The 22,022-nt window shown below is 49.3% G+C and carries 26 protein-coding genes; 10 read left to right on the forward strand and 16 right to left on the reverse strand.

All coding sequences use genetic code 11. The features are described from left to right. Nucleotides 1-161: 161 nt before the first annotated feature. Nucleotides 162-563, reverse strand: a complete 402-nt coding sequence (locus ACJHYR_RS08580; protein ID WP_249530106.1) for a hypothetical protein — start codon at nucleotides 561-563, stop codon at nucleotides 162-164. Continuing rightward, nucleotides 564-731: a hypothetical protein gene (locus ACJHYR_RS08585; protein ID WP_249530104.1), complete on the reverse strand. Its 168-nt coding sequence runs from the start codon at nucleotides 729-731 to the stop codon at nucleotides 564-566. It lies immediately after the preceding gene. A 224-nt stretch (nucleotides 732-955) separates the two neighbouring features. Between ACJHYR_RS08585 and ACJHYR_RS08590 the strand changes: the two genes are divergently transcribed. Genes ACJHYR_RS08590 through ACJHYR_RS08605 form a run of 4 tightly spaced genes read left to right on the forward strand, consistent with a single transcriptional unit; the run spans nucleotide 956 to nucleotide 3,872 of the window. Continuing rightward, nucleotides 956-1,105, forward strand: a complete 150-nt coding sequence (locus ACJHYR_RS08590; RefSeq protein ID WP_171965395.1) for a hypothetical protein — start codon at nucleotides 956-958, stop codon at nucleotides 1,103-1,105. Beyond that, nucleotides 1,102-2,004 carry a hypothetical protein gene (locus ACJHYR_RS08595; protein ID WP_000051353.1) on the forward strand — a complete coding sequence of 301 codons (903 nt, stop codon included), beginning with the start codon at nucleotides 1,102-1,104 and terminating at the stop codon, nucleotides 2,002-2,004. The genes ACJHYR_RS08590 and ACJHYR_RS08595 overlap by 4 nt, the downstream gene beginning before the upstream one ends. A gap of 2 nt (nucleotides 2,005-2,006) precedes the next feature. Beyond that, a complete protein-coding gene (locus ACJHYR_RS08600) occupies nucleotides 2,007-3,308 on the forward strand; it encodes a DUF2800 domain-containing protein (RefSeq protein WP_059328266.1) in 1,302 nt (433 codons plus the stop codon). A 15-nt stretch (nucleotides 3,309-3,323) separates the two neighbouring features. Then, entirely contained in the window at nucleotides 3,324-3,872 is a 549-nt protein-coding gene (locus ACJHYR_RS08605; protein WP_000769005.1) for a DUF2815 family protein, read from the forward strand. Nucleotides 3,873-3,924: 52 nt separating this feature from the next. Here the strand turns inward: ACJHYR_RS08605 and ACJHYR_RS08610 are convergent, their stop codons facing one another. Continuing rightward, nucleotides 3,925-4,554 carry a hypothetical protein gene (locus tag ACJHYR_RS08610; protein ID WP_059328265.1) on the reverse strand — a complete coding sequence of 210 codons (630 nt, stop codon included), beginning with the start codon at nucleotides 4,552-4,554 and terminating at the stop codon, nucleotides 3,925-3,927. Nucleotides 4,555-4,600: 46 nt separating this feature from the next. Here ACJHYR_RS08610 and ACJHYR_RS08615 point away from each other — a divergent pair, with 46 nt between their 5' ends. From ACJHYR_RS08615 to ACJHYR_RS08630, 4 genes are all read left to right on the forward strand, one after another. After that, a complete protein-coding gene (locus ACJHYR_RS08615) occupies nucleotides 4,601-6,664 on the forward strand; it encodes a DNA polymerase (RefSeq protein WP_059328264.1) in 2,064 nt (687 codons plus the stop codon). Nucleotides 6,665-6,728: 64 nt separating this feature from the next. Further along, complete coding sequence (locus ACJHYR_RS08620) at nucleotides 6,729-7,490, forward strand: TIR domain-containing protein (RefSeq protein ID WP_001157067.1); 762 nt, start codon at nucleotides 6,729-6,731, stop codon at nucleotides 7,488-7,490. 234 nt (nucleotides 7,491-7,724) lie between these two features. After that, a complete protein-coding gene (locus ACJHYR_RS08625; RefSeq protein WP_000065111.1) occupies nucleotides 7,725-7,919 on the forward strand; it encodes a hypothetical protein in 195 nt (64 codons plus the stop codon). Beyond that, entirely contained in the window at nucleotides 7,919-8,206 is a 288-nt protein-coding gene (locus ACJHYR_RS08630; RefSeq protein WP_059328263.1) for a VRR-NUC domain-containing protein, read from the forward strand. The genes ACJHYR_RS08625 and ACJHYR_RS08630 overlap by 1 nt, the downstream gene beginning before the upstream one ends. Before the next feature lie 12 nt (nucleotides 8,207-8,218). Here the strand turns inward: ACJHYR_RS08630 and ACJHYR_RS08635 are convergent, their stop codons facing one another. Next, nucleotides 8,219-9,016 carry a hypothetical protein gene (locus ACJHYR_RS08635; RefSeq protein WP_001127518.1) on the reverse strand — a complete coding sequence of 266 codons (798 nt, stop codon included), beginning with the start codon at nucleotides 9,014-9,016 and terminating at the stop codon, nucleotides 8,219-8,221. 63 nt (nucleotides 9,017-9,079) lie between these two features. Here ACJHYR_RS08635 and ACJHYR_RS08640 point away from each other — a divergent pair, with 63 nt between their 5' ends. Beyond that, nucleotides 9,080-10,474 carry a DEAD/DEAH box helicase gene (locus ACJHYR_RS08640; protein WP_059328262.1) on the forward strand — a complete coding sequence of 465 codons (1,395 nt, stop codon included), beginning with the start codon at nucleotides 9,080-9,082 and terminating at the stop codon, nucleotides 10,472-10,474. 193 nt (nucleotides 10,475-10,667) lie between these two features. On the opposite strand, the gene ACJHYR_RS08645 is transcribed toward ACJHYR_RS08640, so the two are convergent. Next, entirely contained in the window at nucleotides 10,668-12,065 is a 1,398-nt protein-coding gene (locus ACJHYR_RS08645) for a tyrosine-type recombinase/integrase (RefSeq protein ID WP_001138338.1), read from the reverse strand. 214 nt (nucleotides 12,066-12,279) lie between these two features. Here ACJHYR_RS08645 and ACJHYR_RS08650 point away from each other — a divergent pair, with 214 nt between their 5' ends. Beyond that, on the forward strand, nucleotides 12,280-12,540 hold the full coding sequence (locus ACJHYR_RS08650; RefSeq protein WP_059328261.1) for a YfhL family 4Fe-4S dicluster ferredoxin: 261 nt from the start codon (nucleotides 12,280-12,282) through the stop codon (nucleotides 12,538-12,540). Nucleotides 12,541-12,734: 194 nt separating this feature from the next. Here the strand turns inward: ACJHYR_RS08650 and shoB are convergent, their stop codons facing one another. The 11 genes from shoB to rseA form a co-directional block, all read right to left on the reverse strand. After that, nucleotides 12,735-12,815, reverse strand: a complete 81-nt coding sequence (gene shoB, locus ACJHYR_RS08655; RefSeq protein ID WP_000128776.1) for a type I toxin-antitoxin system toxin ShoB — start codon at nucleotides 12,813-12,815, stop codon at nucleotides 12,735-12,737. A 419-nt stretch (nucleotides 12,816-13,234) separates the two neighbouring features. After that, on the reverse strand, nucleotides 13,235-13,615 hold the full coding sequence (acpS, locus tag ACJHYR_RS08660) for a holo-ACP synthase (RefSeq protein WP_000986028.1): 381 nt from the start codon (nucleotides 13,613-13,615) through the stop codon (nucleotides 13,235-13,237). Further along, nucleotides 13,615-14,346 carry a pyridoxine 5'-phosphate synthase gene (gene pdxJ / locus ACJHYR_RS08665; RefSeq protein ID WP_001544849.1) on the reverse strand — a complete coding sequence of 244 codons (732 nt, stop codon included), beginning with the start codon at nucleotides 14,344-14,346 and terminating at the stop codon, nucleotides 13,615-13,617. The genes acpS and pdxJ overlap by 1 nt, the downstream gene beginning before the upstream one ends. An 11-nt stretch (nucleotides 14,347-14,357) precedes the next feature. Next, entirely contained in the window at nucleotides 14,358-15,086 is a 729-nt protein-coding gene (recO, locus tag ACJHYR_RS08670; protein WP_000399404.1) for a DNA repair protein RecO, read from the reverse strand. An 11-nt stretch (nucleotides 15,087-15,097) separates the two neighbouring features. Continuing rightward, complete coding sequence (gene era, locus ACJHYR_RS08675) at nucleotides 15,098-16,003, reverse strand: GTPase Era (RefSeq protein ID WP_000020737.1); 906 nt, start codon at nucleotides 16,001-16,003, stop codon at nucleotides 15,098-15,100. Further along, on the reverse strand, nucleotides 16,000-16,680 hold the full coding sequence (rnc, locus tag ACJHYR_RS08680; RefSeq protein ID WP_001068343.1) for a ribonuclease III: 681 nt from the start codon (nucleotides 16,678-16,680) through the stop codon (nucleotides 16,000-16,002). The genes era and rnc overlap by 4 nt, the downstream gene beginning before the upstream one ends. 272 nt (nucleotides 16,681-16,952) lie before the next feature. Then, nucleotides 16,953-17,927, reverse strand: a complete 975-nt coding sequence (gene lepB, locus ACJHYR_RS08685; RefSeq protein WP_000002542.1) for a signal peptidase I — start codon at nucleotides 17,925-17,927, stop codon at nucleotides 16,953-16,955. A 15-nt stretch (nucleotides 17,928-17,942) separates the two neighbouring features. Then, nucleotides 17,943-19,742 (reverse strand): translation elongation factor 4, encoded by a 1,800-nt coding sequence (gene lepA, locus ACJHYR_RS08690; protein ID WP_000790168.1) that lies wholly within the window; start codon nucleotides 19,740-19,742, stop codon nucleotides 17,943-17,945. 197 nt (nucleotides 19,743-19,939) lie between these two features. Next, complete coding sequence (gene rseC, locus ACJHYR_RS08695) at nucleotides 19,940-20,419, reverse strand: SoxR-reducing system protein RseC (RefSeq protein WP_021524433.1); 480 nt, start codon at nucleotides 20,417-20,419, stop codon at nucleotides 19,940-19,942. Further along, complete coding sequence (gene rseB / locus ACJHYR_RS08700) at nucleotides 20,416-21,372, reverse strand: sigma-E factor regulatory protein RseB (protein ID WP_000812056.1); 957 nt, start codon at nucleotides 21,370-21,372, stop codon at nucleotides 20,416-20,418. Before rseB ends, rseC begins: the two co-directional genes overlap by 4 nt. Beyond that, complete coding sequence (gene rseA, locus ACJHYR_RS08705; protein ID WP_001168459.1) at nucleotides 21,372-22,022, reverse strand: anti-sigma-E factor RseA; 651 nt, start codon at nucleotides 22,020-22,022, stop codon at nucleotides 21,372-21,374. The genes rseB and rseA overlap by 1 nt, the downstream gene beginning before the upstream one ends.

Consider the following 22,022-nt stretch of genomic DNA (forward strand, 5'->3'; position numbering starts at 1 on the left):
CCGATGGGATCGAGGTAAGCGCCGAGTCCGTATGCGTACGGTAAGCGTAGAGGACAACACCGCGACGAACTGATAAGTCACGCAAGTTGAAACGCCCCGACGATGGGGCGCTTAGTTCCTTTAACTCTGGGTGGCCGGAAAGGTACCCATGCTTAAAGAAATTACTGGTTGTAAGGATCGTAATCCGTGATTGCCTTCCCCGGATTTTCATCTTCAGCAGGCAGTCTGGCCTCTAAAGCATTTCGGTTGAACAGATAGGAAACCCTACAGTGCGAACAAACCATATTAACGGCTCGCCCAAGGCCTGGCTTAATAACCAGACCTTCCGCTTGCAATATAGATTTTCTCTTTTGCTCGTAGCAATTGGGACAAATATAAACCGGAGATTGGTCAGTATCTGCAGAAAGCTTGCTGCGATAGACCAGAGTACCCCGCATAGGCTGGTAAAGTTCATAGCTCGCCGCTTCAGCGGCCCAGTTCTCTTGCTTTACTTTCTCATTTTCCAGTTCAACAATTTTCTCCTTAGCCGCAATCAGCAGCTCCTGAAGCGACATTTGCTGCATCTAAACATCCATTAGCTTATCGAGTAAGATGTGCGTCTTCTCTTTAACTGCATAGTCGACAGTCAGATTCTGAATCTCTCTTGCTGCTCCAACCGCGCTTTTAATTGCTCCTCCCACGCCGGATAACGATTCAGTTATCCGGGAAAGAATTCCTTTTTCTTCAGACATATCTAATCTCTCTCAAACTGTAGGGGTGAAGAGATATTAGACGATTTCTCACTGTAGGGGTACAAGGAGAACCACCTCGCCTGATGTGGTTAAAAGCAGGCACTCGATGATATCCATGTAATTGCTGTGTGTAGTCTTTGCCCGCCGCAAGTGACGGGCTTTTTTATGTCTGAAAGCGCACTCGCAACAGCGTGCTCCCCGATATGAAAAAAGGAATACAACCGATGAAACCTGAACACATCCATCGACTGACGGGGCGCGATGTTCTCCGTTATCGCCGTAAAAACTTCGATTTGATGACCGGTCTGGCCATTGCCATTGCGCTCGGTCTGATCATCACTTTCATTCTCCTTGTAGCGAGGACCACAGTATGAGTTTAGAAACCAGTCTCGAACTTAATAATCAACTTCTGGCACAACATAATGCGCTGCTTGAACGTCTTATCCGCACAATGGCATCAGGTATTGTTATGCATCCTGACACGATTTCACGAGTGCAGGAATGTCGGGATACAGCAACTGAAACTGAAAATATGTCAGCGGCAATGACACTGGATGATCTGGAGTTCAGCGACGTTATCGCACTGGCGGGTTTCTACCCGGTAGCCACCCCTATCACAGAAGACATGCTGCAACGTGCTGTTGCCTACCGTGATGCTGAAGGCGATAAACGAGTAGTTCAGATTGATGCTCTCGACAGCGCATTGCAGGGCGTCAAACGAGCCAGGGCGCTGCTTAAACCTGCTCTCCTGGACCTGTCCCGTAACATCCTTAAGTTCTGGGACGACCTGCCAACCATCGGCGAGCGACGTGCTTTTGCCGAGCAGCTACTTGATGCACCTGCGGATGGGCGTGATGAAGTTAAGCCGAAAAAGGCCAGTAACAAAGATGGAGAACGCACGGGGCCGTTTTACGTCAAAAATGTATCCGGCACAGCAGCCAGTGAACTCCACACCTTACGCAAGTTGAACGAGATGCTGAAAAAAGGCCATATCGAGATCAACCGTGTTGAGTACCTTCAGCTGCAGGAAGAATTTGCACGCAGAGACGCAGCAAATTCCAGCCAGAATAATGACGCCAAAGATGACCATACAATTGATTTCGCGGCACTACGCAAACAAGCTGAAGGGTTGATCCTCCAGTTAGCAAAAGGGGGTTACCGGGCAGAAGCTATTGCAATTCTGGAAAAACAGGGAGCCAGGAAACTTGGTGAAGTAACGGATGAAAATCTCGCTGAAGTAATCACCCTGGCTGAAAAAGCACTGGAGGGTTAATCATGCCAGACGTTCATGCACAACTTTCTCCATCATCAGCGCATCGATGGATGCGCTGCCCAGGAAGTCTGGCGCTGGAGGCCACACAACCGGATAAAGAAACAACTTTTGCAATCGAGGGCACTGCAGCGCACGCGCTTGCTGAAAAAGTTCTACGAAACAGGCAAAGCCACCCGGAACACTACGCCGGATGCAATGTTTCTATGTTTCTCGGCTCATACCCCCTTCGCGAAAATCCTGATGATACATCTGGCCCACAGGTGGATGATGAAATGGTCGAAGCCGTCGGCCGGTATGTTGATACGGTCTGGACTCTTGCAAAGAATAATGAACTATTGGTTGAACAACGTGTTGATTTCTCACATATAACGGGTGTGGAAGAATCTTTCGGAACTGCCGACGGCATAATCATCGCTGGTAACGAATTACAAATCCACGACCTGAAATATGGCAAAGGCGTCCGCATTGATGCAGAACAAAATGAGCAACTACAACTGTATGCTCTGGGTGCGCTCGAACAATTCAGCATGCTGTATGACTTTGAGACTGTAAGATTATTTATTCACCAGCCAAGGCTCAACCACGTTTCAGAATGGTCGTTAACCGTACAGGAACTTCAGTCTTTCGGTGAACGGGCGCTGGAGGCCGCAACCAGTGCGATCCTTGTTCTCAATATTGCTGAATGCGAAGGCATTGAGACACTACCGCTGGAAAACTTCATACCTGGAGAAAAACAGTGCCGCTTCTGTAAAGCAAAAGCTATTTGCACTGCCCAGAAAATGCAGCATTTACAAACAGCGGCCAGCGATTTTGAAGATCTGACAAAGCCTGTCAGCGAAATAATCACCAATGCCAGCGCACGTGTACCTCTGTTAACCATTGAGCAGCTTGCGGAGATCTATAGCCAGGCCGACTTTATTGAATCCTGGCTAAAGGCAGTACGGGACCGGGTTCACAATGAACTCAATGCCGGACATCCGGTACCGGGGTTTAAACTGGTAACAGGAAAACAAGGTAACCGGGTCTGGAGTGATGAAGAGGCAGCTCGCGCACTTCTGAAGGACCAGTTCAGGTACAAAACTGAAGAAGTATTCGACTTTAAACTTATTAGTCCCACAAAAGCCGAAAAACTTATCAAAAAGGCCAGTCCGCGCCGTTGGTCAAAAGTCGAGGCACTGATAACACGAGCTGATGGTAAACCAACCGTCGTTCCCGAGTCAGACCCACGCCCCGCACTCAATATCAACCCTATAAATGATTTCGACGACGTATCCGACGATACGCTAACCGCAGACCTCATCTGATTTAAGGAAATCCCCATGAAACTGAAGCTGAACAATGTTCGTCTGGCCTTCCCGTCTCTGTTTGAAGCTAAAACTGTAAACGGCGAAGGCGATCCACGTTTCTCCGCAGTATTTTTAATGTCACCCAAACACCCACAACTGGAAGAAATCCGTAAAGCTATGAAGCAGGTAGCGAAGGAAAAATGGGGAGAGAAGTGGGAGCCCATTTATAACCAGCTGGAGAAAAAACTCAATCTGTGCCTGCATGATGGTGATGAAAAAGCAGAGTATGAAGGCTTCCCCGGTAATTTCTTCCTGAATGCTGCTAACAAAGCGCGCCCAGCTGTTCTTGATCGCGATCGTTCGCCACTTATTCAGGCTGACGGACGTCCCTATGCAGGGTGCTATGTAAACGCCGTTATCGATATCTGGGCACAGGACAATAATTTCGGTAAACGCATTAATGCCTCACTCGGCGGAGTCCAGTTCCTGCGAGACGGCGATGCATTCGCTGGCGGCGGAGTGGCAAGCGCTGACGATTTCGACGATATCAGCGAAGGTGCTGATGCTGAAGCACTAATTTAACCCTACTTCATAGACGCCCGGTTAAACACCGGGCTACTGATTAGGCGTATAATCACTCAGGAATCTTAATCTTTCTCAATTCTTTATTTAGTTCACAGATCTTTTTCTTAGACGGGAAAGTATCATACATCCAAAAACCAACAGTCTCTAAAACTATTATCATAACCATATACACAAGATAATTTAAAAGGCCTTCATTTTGCCCTATGGAAATAATGCAGATAATAGAAAAAAGGGTAAACAGCACAAAACACAGAAAGGAAAACAGACGACTAATAATAAATAAAAAACCTGAAAAATCAACATTAATAAAAAACACTCCGTTATCTGTCTCTATATAATTCTGAAGCTTAATCAACTGATTTATATACTGTCTTTTTTCTAATCTATTGCAAATGTAAATAACATCTCTTCTGTTATAAGAGGATTGCAATTTCAGCGCATCACGAATAATTTTATCATTTATTCTTTTTTCTATGGCACTCTTATCCTCCTCATCCAGATAACGTTCATACTTAACTAAATATAAAATTAACTTCTTGACATATTTAGGCTCTTTATACTTATAATTAAAAATGATCTTTCTTATCCAGACTCCCATAACAATCAAACATGAAAAAATATATCCAGCTATTTTCTCCAGATGCTCTGTATGGTCAATCAAGTATTGGATCATATGCATAATTAATCTTTTAATCAGTTAATAGAATAAAAACCAAGGTAAACACATGTCCAATATACTATGGGGCGACCTGGAAACCTATTGCGAAATCCCTATTACGAACGGTACCCATGCGTATGCCGAAGGCGTTGAAGTGATGCTTTTCGCATGGGCTATCAACGACGGGCCAGTAAACGTGTGGGATATCACTGCCGGTGGTGGTATTCCACACGGCTTATACGAAGCAATCGCAGACCCTGAAACCCTGCTTTATTTCCATAACTCTCACTTCGACCGCACCGTTCTGCGTTATGCAATGCCGCGCCTGGCACCGCCAGTCGAACGTTGGCGCGACACAATGGTGCAGGCGCTGGCGCACGGTCTCCCGGGGTCTCTGGGGGAACTCTGCGAAGTACTAGGCGTCCCGCAAGACAAAGCGAAGGACAAAGAAGGTAAAGCGCTGATCCAGCTGTTCTGTAAGCCACGCCCGAAAAACAGCAAACTGCGCCGGGCCACCAGCAAAACCCACCCGGAAGAATGGCGGCGCTTTGTTGCTTACGCCGGACTGGATATCGAGGCAATGCGCGAAGTCTATAAACGTCTGCCGAAGTGGAATTATCAGGGGACAGAACTGGCGCTCTGGCATCGTGATCAGCAGATCAATGACCGGGGCGTCTGCATGGACGTGGAACTCGCACGCGCTGCGATCGACGCGGTAGACCAGGAACAAAAGCGCCTAGCAAAGCGTACACAGAAAATGACTGATGGCAAAGTGCAGGCAGCCACACAACGAGACGCGTTGATTAAGCACATTGTTGAATCCTACGGTGTGGAGCTACCAGACATGCAACGCAGTACTCTGGAACGTCGTATTGCCGACCCCGATTTACCATCTGCCGTGAAAGAACTGCTGGCTATCCGCCTGCAGGCCAGTACTACCAGCACCAGTAAATACAAGGCACTGATGAAAGGCGTAAGCCACGACGGGCGCTTACGCGGTACGCTACAGTTCTGCGGGGCGTCACGTACCGGTCGTTGGGCCGGACGGCTATTCCAGCCCCAGAACCTTCCCCGCCCTTCACTAAAACAGGAACAAATAGACGAAGGCATCGAAGCACTGAAAGCCGGATGTGCAGACCTGCTGTTTGACAATATCATGGAACTAACCAGTTCAGCGTTACGTGGCTGCATTATCGCGCCAACAGGCAAAAAGCTGGTGGTAAGTGACTTGTCGAACATTGAAGGCCGTATGCTGGCATGGCTGGCGGGAGAAGAATGGAAACTGAATGCATTCAGAGAGTACGACGCCGGAACGGGTCCGGACTTATATAAACTGGCGTATGCAAAAGCTTTCGATATTGCACCAGATGATGTTGATAAACACATGCGTCAGATCGGTAAAGTCATGGAACTCGGTCTGGGTTATGGTGGTGGTGTGTCGGCCTTCATCACTTTTGCACTGGTTTACGGTCTCGATCTCGACGAGCTGGCGAACGCCGCACTACCAAACATTCCCCGCGATGTTATCCGCGAGGCGAAAAGCTGGTACGACGAATCGGTTAAACGCAAGTCAACCTACGGGCTTTCTGAACGGGTATTTATCGCCTGCGACTCACTTAAACGTCTCTGGCGCCGGGCGCATCCCGCGACCTGTGATTTCTGGTACGAACTGGAGCGCACCGTCCGCACTGCAATCGCCACACCGCAAAAAACATTGTATTGCGGTTATCTTAAAATCCGCCGCGATGGCGCGTGGCTGCGCATACAGCTACCATCCGGACGCGCTGTATGCTACCCGTCTCCGGTTATCGAAAAAGGGAATATCACCTACATGGGGGTTAACTCTTATTCGCGTAAATGGCAACGACTCAAAACCTACGGCGGAAAGCTGGTGGAGAACATCACCCAGGCGGCCGCCCGCGACATTCTGGCCGGAAACATGCCGCTTATCGAAGATGCCGGTTACAGCATTGTGCTGACGGTACACGACGAGGTGATCACCGAAGCACCTGACACAGAAGATTTCAACGATAAAGCGCTTTCCGCGCTTCTCTCCACTGACCCCGAATGGGCGCCCGATATCCCACTGAACGCTGGCGGTTTTGAGGCGTACCACTACAAAAAAGATTGATATAACTCACCTTATCGAGCTATGGCGACATGCTGAATTCGAGTAAATTAAAGGAACAATACTTATGCAGGAACTAACTGAAATGCCGATCACCTATCCATACCCGAGAGAATCTTTTCCTGACTTTTTGAGGGAGTGTGGGTTCACCAATTTTTCCCACGAACAGCGTGAGACTTGTGACTGCTATCGTTTAACGAATGGCGTAATTGTTAACCTTTACACCACCCGGACCATTCAGTTTCAAGGTAACCCTCAAGAACGTCCCAATGTTGAAACTGCAATAATGACCCATTTAGGAACGCCGCCCACGGCAACACCACTAGCCGTAGAACAGCCATCTGAGCTCCCCAAAAAGATATTCATTGTTCACGGCCATGACCATACTGCAAAGGAGCAACTTGAGCTAATCCTTCATAAACTTGGATTACCAGACCATTTCATTTTGCAGAATACGGGAGGGACTGGACTCACCATTATTGAAGAGCTTGAACGTGAAATTGGGCAAGGACAAACTGCTACCCGTTTCGGGATTGTTCTTTTGACACCTGATGATATGGGATACTCAAAGCGCGCCGGTGAAGCAGAAATCCAACCCCGCGCAAGACAGAACGTTGTACTCGAGATGGGTATGCTTCTTTCGTCCTTAGGGCGCAGCAATGTAGCAATCCTTCAGAAACAGCACCTAGAACAGCCTTCTGATGCTAACGGGATTTTGTATCTGAATTTCAACGACCATGTACGTGAAACAGTTCCTCGTCTAGTGCAACGGTTACAAAATTCTGGTTTCGAATTTACACAAGCTCAAATAGCTAACGCTTCCTCGTAATTACCCCTTATTGTTGATTACAACCCTGCATCGCGGGGTTTTTTATTTGGGAATAAAAACCCTATGTCATTTAAATACCGAGACAGTCCGCTTTATTACCGGACTGTGCGGGAGGCTTTGCACCTTGAACAGTCCGGCGGGTACGACCGGGCGATGCAGGTCTGGGCCAAAGCGAACGTCGGTTTGATTTTTGTCTGATGCAGAACATGCGCGAAAAGCGTAAGGAGGTGGACGATGTCTAATATCGATAATAAGGGTTGGGGGTTCCCCGCTCTGTCAAAAAAAGCACATTTCTTTAATTCGGGGGAAGCCATATCACTATGCGGAAAATGGATGTTCATAGGTATCAGGATTGATGAATGGCATGACCATCCTGAGAACTGCGCTATCTGCATGAAGAAACGCAAAAAGCAGGAAGGCGAAAGCTAATGGCCTATGAACGTGAAAACCTAATCGAAAAGCACCTCGTCGCTGAAGTAAAAAAGGCTGGCGGGGTTGCCTTTAAGTTCGTATCCCCCGGTCGCCGCTCGATACCAGATCGCATTGTTCTGCTACCCGGCGGTCGTATCATTTTCGTTGAATGTAAATCCCCCGGCAAGCCACCACGGCCTGACCAGTTGCGCGAACACGGACGGTTGCGCGCGCTGGGCTTTACCGTAGTGGTGCTGGATAGCAAAAATCTGGAGGCCATTATTTTAAGCCGTAATAAAGGATAAAAGACTTATGCTTTAATCCGTATTTTTAACACGTATTTCGAAACACTCTTTTAATTTAGCTATTTCCTTTTTAGAGGACATGATTGTGAATCTCATCCCTTTTAAATCATTAACAAATTCAAATTTTGCGCTATTTGACTCACAATCACCAACAACAAAACCACTACCAAATGAATTGAGCAACACTTTAGTATTACTACCATCTACCATATAATATTCGTTATTTTTAAATGCAGTAACCTTCCCGAATGTATAGCTCAATATCAACAACGTTATCACCCCTAAAGGAAAAGCTGACTTTAGGATTTTTAAATCGATATAATAAAATACGTTCTTATACTCTGCAAGCCTCCCAAATTTTCTAATGCTCTCCATATGATGTTCGTGTCTCTTACTATGGATTGGCATGGACACCACATTGTGATAATTCAACAAAAGCATAGCAAATAATAAAATATCCTGAACACTCATCACAGAAGTTTCGGAGAAATAACCAAAAGGCCAATGAAATCCTATTATACAAATATTAGCCATTAGCATAACAACTATAAATACAATAAATGGAACATAATATTTTCCTTTCAAATCAAACATCAACGCCGCATATAAGGCGCCGAGAAATAAAAAACTAAAAAACAAAAGCCACACAGCCGAATACAATAGCGTATTTAAGTCTATTTTAATAAAAAGGTCTGGATAGCCATAATACGATGCAACACCTTTCTGAAAATAATATGCCATCGCATAAGCTAACGCTGAAAACATAGTTAATAAAGAAACTTGTTTTGTAAATATTTTCGCCAGGGGCATACCCGCCTCCGTTAGTTATATATATAGAGAGAGAAGTGACCATATTCTACCATAGGTGTATTAATGAATAGCATATTCCACCCCAGAATTTATCAAAACCTCATAATCAATCACCAAACTAACATTCTGCGCGGCAACATCTGGGCGGGTATGGGAATGGGTAAAACCGTAGCGACACTCACTACGCTGGAAGACCTCTTCATGGCGGGTGCAGAAACACAACCTGCGCTGGTTCTCGCGCCGCTGCGCGTGGCTGCCAGCACATGGCCGGATGAAGCACTGAAGTGGGGGCATTTGCGCAATATCGAGGTACAACCAATTGTTGGTAATGCCAAAGCGCGCTCTGCAGCGTTGGCGAACAACAACGCGAGCGTGTTCACCATCAACTACGATAACCTTGTCTGGCTGGTTGAGGAATTGGGAGAACGATGGCCGTTCGGTACTGTCATTCCAGATGAAAGCACCCGGCTAAAATCCTTCCGGCTGCGAGGTGGTGGTAAGCGCGCGGCGGCGCTGGGCAAAGTGGCGCACAAGTATGTCCGGCGCTGGATAAATCTCACCGGTACGCCAGCACCGAACGGCCTGGTAGATTTGTGGGGACAATCGTGGTTTGTGGACCTGGGGCAACGTCTCGGGCGCACTTACGGCGCGTTTACCTCACGCTGGTTCAAATCGATACAGTTTCCGGGGCAGAGCTGGACCAAACTGGAGCCTTTTGCTCACTCACAGGGTGAAATACAGCGAGCGTTAGCCGATGTGACCCTCTCGCTGGATGCGACCGACTGGTTCGATATCAAAGACCCCATCCATAACGTAATCCGCGTGGATATGCCGCCGAAGGCCCGTCAGCAGTATCGTGAAATGGAAAAGGAAATGTTCCTCGAGCTGAATGGCGAAGGCATCGAAGCACCGAACGCCACGGCAAAGACACTGAAGTGTCTGCAAATCGCCAGCGGCGCAGTATACACAGATGACACCGGAAGTTGGTCAGAACTGCATGACACCAAACTACAGGCGCTGGACAGCATACTGACCGAAGCAGCTGGCGCACCTGTGCTGGTTGCTTATCACTGGAAACACGATCTTGAACGCTTGCTTAAAGCATTTCCTCGCGGTCGTCACCTCGACCAGGATCCACAGACACTACGTGACTGGAATTCCGGAAAGATTCCTGTTCTCTTTGCACACCCAGCCAGCGCGGGCCACGGTCTGAACATGCAGGACGGCGGAAACATACTGGTATTTTTCTCACATTGGTGGGACCTGGAGCAGTATCAGCAAATTATTGAACGTATCGGCCCAACCAGACAGATACAGGCCGGACACAATCGTCCGGTATTTATTCACCACATTATTGCTGCCGACACTATGGACGAAATGGTGATGGAGCGGCGCAACTCAAAACGAACAGTGCAGGACATCCTGCTCGATGCCATGAAAAAGAGAGGTATAGCATGAGCGAGAAACCCGACGATTTACTCACCCCGGATGAAGTATGCCAAAAGTTAGGTATTACACAGAAAACGCTATGTGAGTGGAATATTAAGCATCGTCATCGGGCTATCCTGGCACCAATTCGTTTCAGTGCAAAAGTAGTTCGTTATGAGCGCCGAAATGTCGACGCTTTTATTCAAAAATGTCGCAGCCAGTATTAACCTCGCCGCCGTAGCAATGCCACCTGCGCAAGTATGCTCCGCTCGTGAGCCTCGAAAGCTTCGCGCTTCAACGCAATCTCTTCCTGTAAAATCTCATCAGAAAAGTCGTAATGTTCTGCCATCGGGTCATCTGACTTGCTGGAGTGGTGAAGGCAAAGGAGGCTGATTTCCCTTCGGTCTGAGCGGGAATAGCCTCTTTCCTTCATCAAGGCAATAACATTGCTCTTAAGGAATTTACGGCACATCGTATTAAATGCACCGTCTTTCCCTTTAACAGTCCCATCATGTTTTATTCCTTTTACAGCCCCGTCCGGGCTGTATGTTTTCACCAGCTTATCCAGTGATCGTTTTGAAAATGGCTGCATTGGATCACGTGGCTGCAAAAATACATAATCCCTGTTGCACTCAGGAACTGAATCACGCCAGGCTTTCTGCTCGTCGATAATCCGCCGGATCTCAGGCGTTATCGGCAGGCGGAAAGCCTTTTGTGTTTTCATAGCCCCTCGCATGCCGATAACCCCTTCCGGATAAACAATTTCACCAGCCTCCTCGTAAACGTAGTCCCAGCGCAGGTTATGGACATTAATCGGACGAACACCAGTGATGATCATGAAGCGAACAGCATTCTTCTGGTGTACAGAGGTGCAGGCAGCAACATTGAGCCAGAGTCGGGCGATTGATTCAATATCGGTAAAAAGCCGTGTGGGGGTGGGTTTCTGTACGCGGGAGGAAACATAATCATCTGGCAGACTGGCGGCAACATTGCGGCCATTGCAAAGAGTAGGTGCGCAGAACTTCCAGAACCGACGGAGCTCGGCAAACAACTCCAGGGCGTTATTGTTCGAGCGAGTGGCGATCCACTCGTCCAGCACTTCCACCAGCCGATTGTATGTTACGTCGCTGAACACCTCGCGCTCGCCGAACGTGGCTTTAATCCGGTCGATACGCACCCCGTAGGTTGTGAAACTGTCCGGGCTCAGCTTCTGCCGGGCGACTTTGGCTTTGAGGTCATCCCGGTACATTTCCAGCGCTGCATGTACGGACTCTGCCCGCAGGCCACCGTCAGCCATACCTAGCGCTTTTTCGCGCGCCAGCTGGATAGCGAGCTCCGGCCACTCGCCGAGCTTTTTACCTTTGAGGCCCATCTTTTTTGGAAACTCGGCATAAAATGTAACCTTACCGGCTTTGCTGAAATCGATACGGAGATAGTTCTCTTTTTCGTATTTGGAACGGCGAGCCACGCCGGAAGCAGCGAGGATGATTTTAGCGGCAGCAACACAGATTTTCATGTGTGCGCTGGTATAGGGGGGTTTACAGGCGTCCCATTTTTCAGATGCGGCTAAAACATCGTCATTATTGGGGCTATCCGGATTATGTGTTACAGTGCGCGGCATTCTCAATCCTTATCTGCGTAGGCGCAGAAAACAAGCTCACACATACAAGTCTTTTCTACGGGACAAAATGCAATGTGTTGCGGTTTTGTGTTGCTGGACTGAGTTTATCAAGGTTAAATACACTGGATCAACATACAGTAAGTTAATGACAGTAAAGCATACAAACTCGATACAACTTACTGATTTTAAAATGATTTAACGGTAATCCATTGAAATGTCTTTACTAATTACTAAACGCTGTATTAATTGTGATATGTGTGAACCCGAATGCCCGAATGAGGCGATTTCAATGGGCGATCATATCTACGAGATTAACAGCGATAAGTGTACCGAGTGCGTAGGGCACTACGAGACACCAACCTGCCAGAAGGTGTGCCCGATCCCCAATACTATTGTGAAAGATCCGGCGCATATCGAGACACAAGAACAGCTGTGGGATAAGTTTGTGCTGATGCATCACGCGGATAAAATTTAATATTCTGCTCCTGGAGTAGACTATTGTTGACTTTATAGTGTGAGCCTTCAGGTTCTTATATTTATTTTAGTGATGTTATCATAAATATCAATTATTTCATGAATGATAACACTATCTGTATAAGCACTTATTTATAATTATTAAAGGCGCGCCTGGCTGGTTAACCTGACGCGCCTTAAGTACGTTTCCTTATGTTATAAGAACAGAAGGATCAGCTGTAAAACAGCAATGATGATTTTGATGACCCGTTTAATCAGGTATCGGCAATCAGTCATTCGTTTTTCCTTAAACAAGGAATGCAGCCGTTCAGATTAGCCCTTACATCTCCCCAAAACTGAACGTGCGAGTTATTGAGGGTGCATGCTGCACTCCACACCAGAGCTTTGACGACACCACTCGTTTCAATGGGGGAATTCTGTGGCATGGTATAAAGCACAGCAAAATCGCCAATAACGAAGCCAATTTTAATGTACTTCCGAATTGGCGGTCACGTTAATCTTTCCATCAATATTGTTTTCTTCGTAAAGGCTCGAGTTTTTATGCTAAAGATTACAAGTTGCTTGTAAAAGATAACCGCCCTGATCCATAATCGCTCTTGTTGAGGGTGCGTGCTGCACAAAATTAAAGTTAAAAAGTAAAACCCCCGTTCCTTACCAGTTCGGGGGTTTTACTTTATAAAGAGAACGGTATTATTTTAACTTTCAATAATTACCGTGGCACAAGCATAGTGGCGTTCATCTGCCAGCGTTACATGCATATTTACAACGCCGAGCTTTTCCGCCAGTTTTAATGCCTCGCCCCACAGTCGCAGCCGTGGCTTACCAAGCTCATCGTTAAATACTTCAAACTGATTAAACGCCAGACCATTGCGGATCCCGGTGCCAAACGCTTTTGCTGCGGCTTCTTTTACGGCAAAGCGTTTCGCCAGAAAACGCACCGGCTGGTGGTGCGTTTTCCAGATTGCCCATTCGTTATCGTTTAATACGCGGCGTGCCAGGCGCTCACCGGATCGGGCGATCACCGCTTCAATGCGAGCGATCTCCACAATATCCGTACCTAAACCTAATATTGCCATTAGCCACGCGCTTCCAGCATCAAACGCTTCATTTCTGCCACCGCATCTTTCAGTCCGGTCATCACTGCACGACCAATAATGGCATGACCGATATTCAGTTCATGCATCTCAGGGAGGGCGGCAATGGCTTTCACGTTGTGATAGGTCAGACCGTGTCCGGCGTTAACTTTCAGACCGAGACTTGCGGCAAAGGTCGCGGCTTTGGCGATACGCGCCAGCTCTTGCGCCTGTTCGGCGTCAGTTTTGGCATCAGCATAGCAACCGGTGTGGATCTCGATAAACGGTGCGCCAACCTCTGCCGAAGCTTTGATCTGCTCTTCATCGGCGTCGATAAACAGAGAAACCTGGATCCCGGCCTCCGCCAGACGTTTGCAGGCATCGCGCATTTTTTCACGCTGTCCAGCGACGTCCAGGCCGCCTTCGGTTGTTACTTCCTGACGCTTTTCCGGTACCAGACAGCAAAAATGTGGCTTCGTCTCAACGGCGATCGCCAGCATCTCTTCGGTCACCGCCATCTCCAGATTCATGCGGGTATCCAGCGTCTGACGCAGGATGCGCACATCACGGTCAGTAATGTGGCGGCGATCTTCACGTAAATGCACGGTAATGCCGTCCGCTCCCGCCTGCTCAGCAATAAACGCCGCCTGCACCGGATCCGGGTAAGCAGTACCGCGTGCGTTACGCAGCGTTGCAATATGGTCAATGTTGACGCCTAACAGTAATTCAGCCATGACAATCCTCATCATTCATAATGTGTTTTCACCGTTCGCTTAGGCATAAACTGCCGGAACAGTTCCCTGCTCTTTAATGGTTTACCGCCAAGATACGGCTTAAGCGCCATGCGGGTAAAGCGTTTCGCGGCGCGCAGTGTGTCTGCGTCAGGAAATTCCCGCGCGTTTAACGCTTTTAACTGCCTTCCGGTGAACGTTTTATTGTCGATAACGACGCTTGCGATAAACCCTTTTTCTTCGCGATAACGATACGTCATGGTGTCATCTACCGGCTCGCCGCTACCCGCACAATGGGTAAAATTGACGCCATAGCCCAGATGCCCGAGCAGTGCCAGTTCAAAGCGGCGCAGCGCGGGTTCTGGCGTACCAGTGACCCCGGCAAGAGACTGAATGCAGTGCAAGTAATCGAAAAAGAGTTCAGAGAAGCGCGTCTCGTATTCCAGTACGCGGGAGAGAAGTTCGTTGATGTACAGACCGCTGTAAAGCGTGATACCGCTTAATGGCAGCGCCAGCGAGACGGCTTCAGCACTGCGCAGCGTTTTGACTTCGCCACGCCCGCCGAAACGTAGCAAGAGAGGGGTGAAAGGCTGTAATGCACCTTTCAGAGTAGAGCGTTTAGAGCGTGCGCCTTTGGCAACCAGACGCACGCGACCCGATTCCTCCGTGAAGACGTCCAGCATCAGGCTGGTTTCGCTCCACGGGCGACTATGCAGGACAAATGCGCGCTGCCAGCCTTCCATCGGAGTTACTCTTAAAGATCGTCAACGTAACCGAGACTGCGCAGTGCGCGTTCGTCGTCGGCCCAACCGGATTTCACTTTTACCCACAGCTCAAGGTGAACAGGCGCTTCGAACATTTCCTGCATGTCTTTACGCGCTTCAATCCCGATGGTTTTGATCTTGGCCCCTTTGTTGCCAATAACCATCTTCTTCTGCCCTTCACGCTCAACGAGAATCAAACCGTTGATGTCATAACCGCCGCGTTCGTTAGAGACGAAACGTTCGATCTCCACGGTCACGGAGTACGGCAGTTCAGCACCGAGGAAACGCATCAGTTTTTCGCGGATGATTTCAGACGCCATAAAACGCTGTGAGCGATCGGTGATGTAATCTTCCGGGAAGTGATGAGTCGCTTCAGGCAGATGCTTACGCACGATTGCCGCAATAGTATCAACATTCAACCCGGTTTCGGCAGAGATCGGCACGATATCGAGGAAGTTCATCTGGCTTGCCAGGAACTGTAAGTGTGGCAGCAGATCGGCTTTTTCCTGCACGTTGTCCACTTTGTTCACCGCGAGGATTACCGGCGCTTTGCCATCACGCAGCTTGTTGAGCACCATTTCATCGTCCGGCGTCCAGCGGGTGCCTTCTACGACAAAAATCACCAGCTCAACGTCGCCGATAGAGCTGCTCGCCGCTTTGTTCATCAGGCGGTTAATGGCGCGTTTTTCTTCCATATGCAGGCCAGGGGTATCAACGTAGATCGCCTGATACGCGCCTTCAGTATGGATCCCCACAATGCGGTGACGAGTTGTTTGCGCCTTGCGGGAGGTGATGGAGATCTTCTGCCCCAGCAGTTTGTTCAATAATGTGGATTTGCCAACGTTCGGACGTCCGACGATAGCAATAAATCCGCAGTAACTTTTATCGATGCTCATTCCAGCTCCAGTTTTTTCAACGCCTGTTCGGCGGCAGCCTGCTCAGCCTTACGACGGCTTGAACCTGTGCCAACCACCGGTTCACTCAGGCCGCTGACCTGGCAGTGGATAGTAAATTCCTGATCGTGTGCTTCGCCACGTACCTGGACGACCAGATAAGTCGGCAGCGGCAGATGGCGACCCTGCAAATATTCCTGCAGACGCGTTTTCGGATCTTTTTGTTTATCGCCTGGGCTAATTTCGTCCAGACGGGTTTGATACCAGTTAAGGATTAATTTCTCGACGGTTTGAATATCACTGTCGAGGAATACGCCACCAATTAATGCTTCGACGGTGTCGGCGAGAATTGACTCACGACGAAATCCACCGCTTTTAAGTTCACCTGGCCCTAAACGTAAGCACTCGCCTAACTCAAATTCGCGCGCCAGTTCTGCCAGCGTATTGCCACGGACCAGCGTGGCGCGCATCCGGCTCATATCGCCTTCATCCACACGAGGGAAACGGTGATAAAGCGCATTGGCGATAACGTAGCTCAGAATAGAGTCGCCTAAAAATTCTAAACGCTCGTTATGTTTGCTGCTGGCACTACGATGGGTTAATGCCTGCTGCAACAGTTCCTGATGATTAAAAGTGTAGCCCAGCTTCCGTTGAAGCCGATTAATTACGATGGGGTTCATGCGATACCAATAAATAAATGCGTCAACAATTCAGCACACGAAACAGACCTGATATACATGGTTCTGCTAACTGCTTCGCTGCAGTTTCAGTTTACCGGTATATGGGGACCAACGCTGTTTCGTGTGCCGTGGCAACCTGGAGGTGCCAACCTTAAACTTCGGGGGAATATTCTATACACAACGACGGGGGATGTCGTTAGCCACGGGAGATTTATCTCATAAATAATTCACGTTGTCGCCATAACGGCGACAACGTGAACGAAGATGGGCTATTAATGGATGCCGCCAATGCGACTTAAGCGCACACCTGTCGGCCATTCGCCTTCTTGCTTATCGAAACTCATCCAGATAGCCGTTGCCCGACCGACCAGATTCGCTTCCGGCACAAAGCCCCAGTAACGGCTGTCCGCGCTGTTGTCGCGGTTGTCACCCATCATGAAGTATTGTCCCGGCGGAACAATCCAGGTTGCCAGTTGTTGCCCTGGCTGCTGGTAATACATCCCCACCTGGTCCTGCGCAATCGGCACTGTCAGAATGCGGTGCGTCACATCACCCAGTGTCTCTTTACGCTCGGAAAGACGAATTCCATTTTCTTTGGTTTCGTTTTTCGGCACTTCAAAGAATCCGCTGGTCGCTTCCCCACCATTACGGCGTGAGAAGGTCTGAACGAAATCGCTCGGTTCCACGTTGGAGTAGGTGACCGGCAGCGCGTTTTCACATGCCTGGCCGGAACTGCATCCCGGTTGAATCGTCAGCTCTTTCGAGACCGGATCATAGGTGACTTTATCGCCCGGTAAACCCACCGCGCGCTTGATGTAATCAAGCTTTGGATCTTCCGGATATTTAAAGACCACGATATCGCCGCGTTTCGGATGACCGGTTTCGATCAGCGTTTTCTGGTAGATAGGATCTTTAATGCCATAAGCAAACTTCTCTACCAGAATAAAATCACCGATTAACAGAGTCGGCATCATCGAACCTGACGGGATCTGGAACGGTTCATAAATAAACGAACGCACAATCAATACGATAGCCAGTACCGGAAAAACAGAAGCACCGGTTTCCAGCCAGCCAGGCTTCGGCGCAACCTTTTTCAACGTTGCTTTATCCAGTGAGTCACCGGCAGCCGCCTGCGCCGCTGCCTGACGTTCCCGCCGTTTAGGTGCGAAAAAGAATTTATCCACGCACCATAAAATGCCCGTCACCAGTGTGGCAATCACCAGAATCAGGGCAAACATATTCGCCATGCCAACTCCTAAGCGTTATTTGTTGTCTTTGCCGACGTGCAGAATGGCGAGGAACGCTTCCTGCGGCAGCTCGACGTTACCGATCTGCTTCATGCGTTTCTTACCTTCTTTCTGCTTCTGCAGCAGCTTTTTCTTACGGCTGATATCGCCGCCATAACATTTAGCCAGTACGTTTTTACGCAGCTGTTTCACGGTGGAGCGCGCAATGATGTGCGTACCAATCGCTGCCTGAATGGCGATATCAAACTGCTGGCGTGGGATCAGATCTTTCATCTTCTCCACCAGCTCGCGACCGCGGTTTTGCGAATTATCACGGTGGGTGATCAACGCCAGCGCATCAACACGTTCACCGTTGATTAATACGTCTACACGTACCATGTCGGACGCCTGGAAGCGTTTGAAGTTGTAATCCAGAGACGCATAACCACGCGAGGTAGATTTCAGGCGATCGAAGAAGTCGAGCACCACTTCCGCCATCGGTATCTCGTAAGTCAGCGCCACCTGATTACCGTGGTAAACCATATTGGTCTGCACGCCGCGTTTTTCTACGCACAGCGTAATAACGTTGCCGAGATATGCCTGCGGCAGCAGCATGTGACACTCTGCAATCGGCTCGCGCAGTTCGTAGATGTTATTTACCGCTGGCAGCTTGGATGGGCTGTCGACGTAGATAACTTCTCTTGACGTGGTTTCAACTTCATACACTACGGTCGGCGCAGTGGTAATCAGATCCAGATCGTATTCACGTTCCAGACGTTCCTGGATGATCTCCATGTGCAGCAGGCCGAGGAAGCCGCAGCGGAAACCAAAGCCCAGCGCGCTTGAGCTTTCCGGCTCATAGAACAGTGAGGCATCGTTCAGGCTGAGTTTACCCAGCGCGTCACGGAAGGCTTCATAGTCGTCGGAACTTACCGGGAACAGACCGGCGTATACCTGCGGTTTGACTTTCTTAAAGCCAGGCAGCGCCTTTTCTGCCGGATTACGCGCCAGCGTTAAGGTATCGCCTACTGGAGCGCCGTGGATATCTTTAATCGCACATACCAGCCAACCTACTTCGCCACATTTCAGTTCAGTGCGGTCAACCTGTTTTGGCGTGAAGATACCCAGACGGTCGGCGTTATAGGTCTGCCCGGTACTCATGACTTTCACTTTGTCGCCCTTACGCAGGGTGCCGTTTTTAATACGGATAAGTGAAACAACGCCCAGGTAGTTGTCGAACCAGGAGTCGATAATGAGTGCCTGCAACGGGCCTTCCGGATCGCCTTCCGGCGGCGGAATGTCGCGCACCAGACGTTCGAGAACGTCCTGCACGCCAACGCCGGTTTTCGCTGAACAGCGCACCGCGTCGGTGGCATCGATGCCGACGATATCTTCAATTTCTTCCGCCACGCGTTCAGGATCGGCTGCCGGCAGGTCAATCTTGTTCAGTACCGGCACCACTTCGAGATCCATTTCCATGGCGGTGTAGCAGTTTGCCAGGGTTTGCGCTTCTACGCCCTGCCCGGCGTCGACCACCAGCAATGCGCCTTCGCAGGCAGCCAGCGAACGGGAAACTTCATAAGAGAAGTCAACGTGGCCCGGGGTGTCGATAAAGTTAAGCTGATAGGTTTCGCCGTCAGACGCTTTGTAGTCCAGCGTCACGCTTTGCGCTTTGATGGTAATGCCACGCTCACGCTCAAGATCCATGGAATCGAGAACCTGCGCCTCCATTTCACGGTCAGACAGGCCACCGCAGATCTGGATAATACGGTCAGACAGCGTCGATTTACCGTGGTCAATGTGAGCTATGATCGAAAAGTTACGTATATTCTTCATAAAGTATGATTATTGTGCCTTAATGCCCGGTTAACCAGGCTTTTAGAAGTCGCTGTTCTGAGCTTAACGTCTGTATTAATAGAAACGCCGCATTCTACACTACAACATTGAGGCGAGGAAATGTTCATACCGTATGGATTGTGGTATCTGGAAACGTCCTCGCATTTGTTATGCAAAATGCAACAAAGCCAGTGAAATCACTGGCTCGCGTCTTCCGAAGATGTTTCAAATCGCACAAGGCCAGGCGGCAAGGCCACGCTTAAGATGATCGGTTGCCATTCTGCCCGGGCAGCAAACTTACGCGAGTAGCCGCGCGCAATCAGGAACCCGCCAAAACCGCCGAGGATCGCACCACATAATGCTGCGACGTCAGAAGCAAAGAGTAGCTGAAATAGCGAAGCGATGAGGAATAATCCCACCAGCGGCGACATATAAACCAGTAATGCGGAGCTAAGCAGGCTGCCTTCGGCGATCCCCAATTCCACTTTTTGCCCCGGCACTAACGGTTCATCACAGGGTACGACAATGGTATGCGTGGTTTGCGGGCCAAGTTTATTCAACACGCGGCTACCGCAACCGGCGCGTGAAGCGCAGCTGCTGCATGAGGCTTTAACATCACAACTAACCAGCGCCTGCCCGTTTTCCCAGGAGACGACGGTAGCCCACTCTTTGATCATTGCGCTGCCCCGAACTTAATATTCTCGGCAATGCGTTTCGCCGTTTGCGGCGGCAGTTCACCGACGATGGTGATTTCGGCGTTATCACGTACGCTTGTACTGACGGTTCTGCGTCCGGTGCGCAACATCTGATCGGTGCTCGATGGCGTAGCGCGGTTAACGTTTACCGAGAAGCTGAATAATCCGTCGGAATAGAGACGTGATTCGATAGGCATGTTGTCCATCGTCGGTAGCGGACGTCGACTACTGGAAACTTCGCTAAAACCCTGTGGCAACCAGGTTGGCGTCCAGCTGAATTTAGCTTTTTCACCTACAGGAACAGATAGCAACGGCGGCAAATTTGCCTTCGCCAGCGTCTGCATACTGCTGCTGATATCCTGATTGACGTTAAAAGAAATCACGCGAAATTGTTCCAGCGTTTCACCATCGCGATCAAGAAGATCAACCCGCATCGGTAATTTCGATTCGGTGTCCATCCACACGATGTAGCTGTAGCGTGTACCATCTCGGGCAACCACGCGAATAACTTCGCATAGACGATCAGCAATACGCGTGCGCCCGACGGAGATAAAGTCGTAGTAAGGAGAAAGGCGTTTGAAATCGGTATAGATGAGCGATGGTAGAGAATCAACAATGTAATCGCCATTAAGCGTGAACGGTTCAAGTCCCGGTTCAAAATAGCTGATTTCATTACCGCGCTGTACCACTTCCCGGCGCGGGCCATCCATTTGCAACAATTGTGCAAGAGGACGGTTATCGAGGCGTGCATGTCGATAACGCAGAGACTCAACACCCTGTTTATTGATGCTGATGAATGACAGCTCGTAATTCAGTGACTGACTGGCCAGGTTCATCTGCTGTAATAACGCCCCGGACGCGGGAGTGGCCGAGGCGTTAGCAGAGAATAACAGGCTACCTGTCACTAATGACATGGCAAACCAAAGTTGCTTCATTACTGCGATTGCGTTCCTAAAGTTTGAATTCCTGGCACCTGTACAGCGGCTTGCTGAGTTTGCGCCTGCTCAAACTGAAGCTGTTCAGAGTGGAGTCGGCGTTGCAGTTCGTAATCCTGCAACATTGCATTAATGCGACGACGCTGCTCCTGTACCTGCTGCTGTTGACCATTATTTGCGGTCGCTTCAGAAGGTACTCCCAGGCTTACCGGGCTGGCTTTACCCATCATCGGCAGTGTATTAAATACCGGCGTTTCGGGCTGCTGGGACGTTTCAGATTGTCCATTATAGTGCTGGACGCCAACGATAACTGCAAGCGATACGCATGCGGCTACGCCCATTTGGGTAAGCTGTGCCGCCCACGGACGTACTTTCTGCCAGAATGGCATTTTCTGCCATTGATGCGGCGCAGGCTGGGCTTCCGGGATCAATGTCGCCGGTTGACGTACTGGCTCTTCTTCAATGGCGGCCATAACGCGTGAAGAGATATCGAAATGGAGCACCTCGGGAGTATCACCCCGCATTGAGTCACGGATTAAGTGATAGCTTTCCCAGGTTTTCTGCATTTCTGGGTTATGAGCCAGTTCGTTAAGCAGCTCACTATCCAGCGTTTCGCCATCCATTAAAGCGGAAAGTTGTTCTTTCTGCAT

Origin of the sequence: Escherichia sp. WS1450 (assembly GCF_046487395.1) — a bacterium.
Lineage (GTDB): Bacteria > Pseudomonadota > Gammaproteobacteria > Enterobacterales > Enterobacteriaceae > Escherichia > Escherichia coli.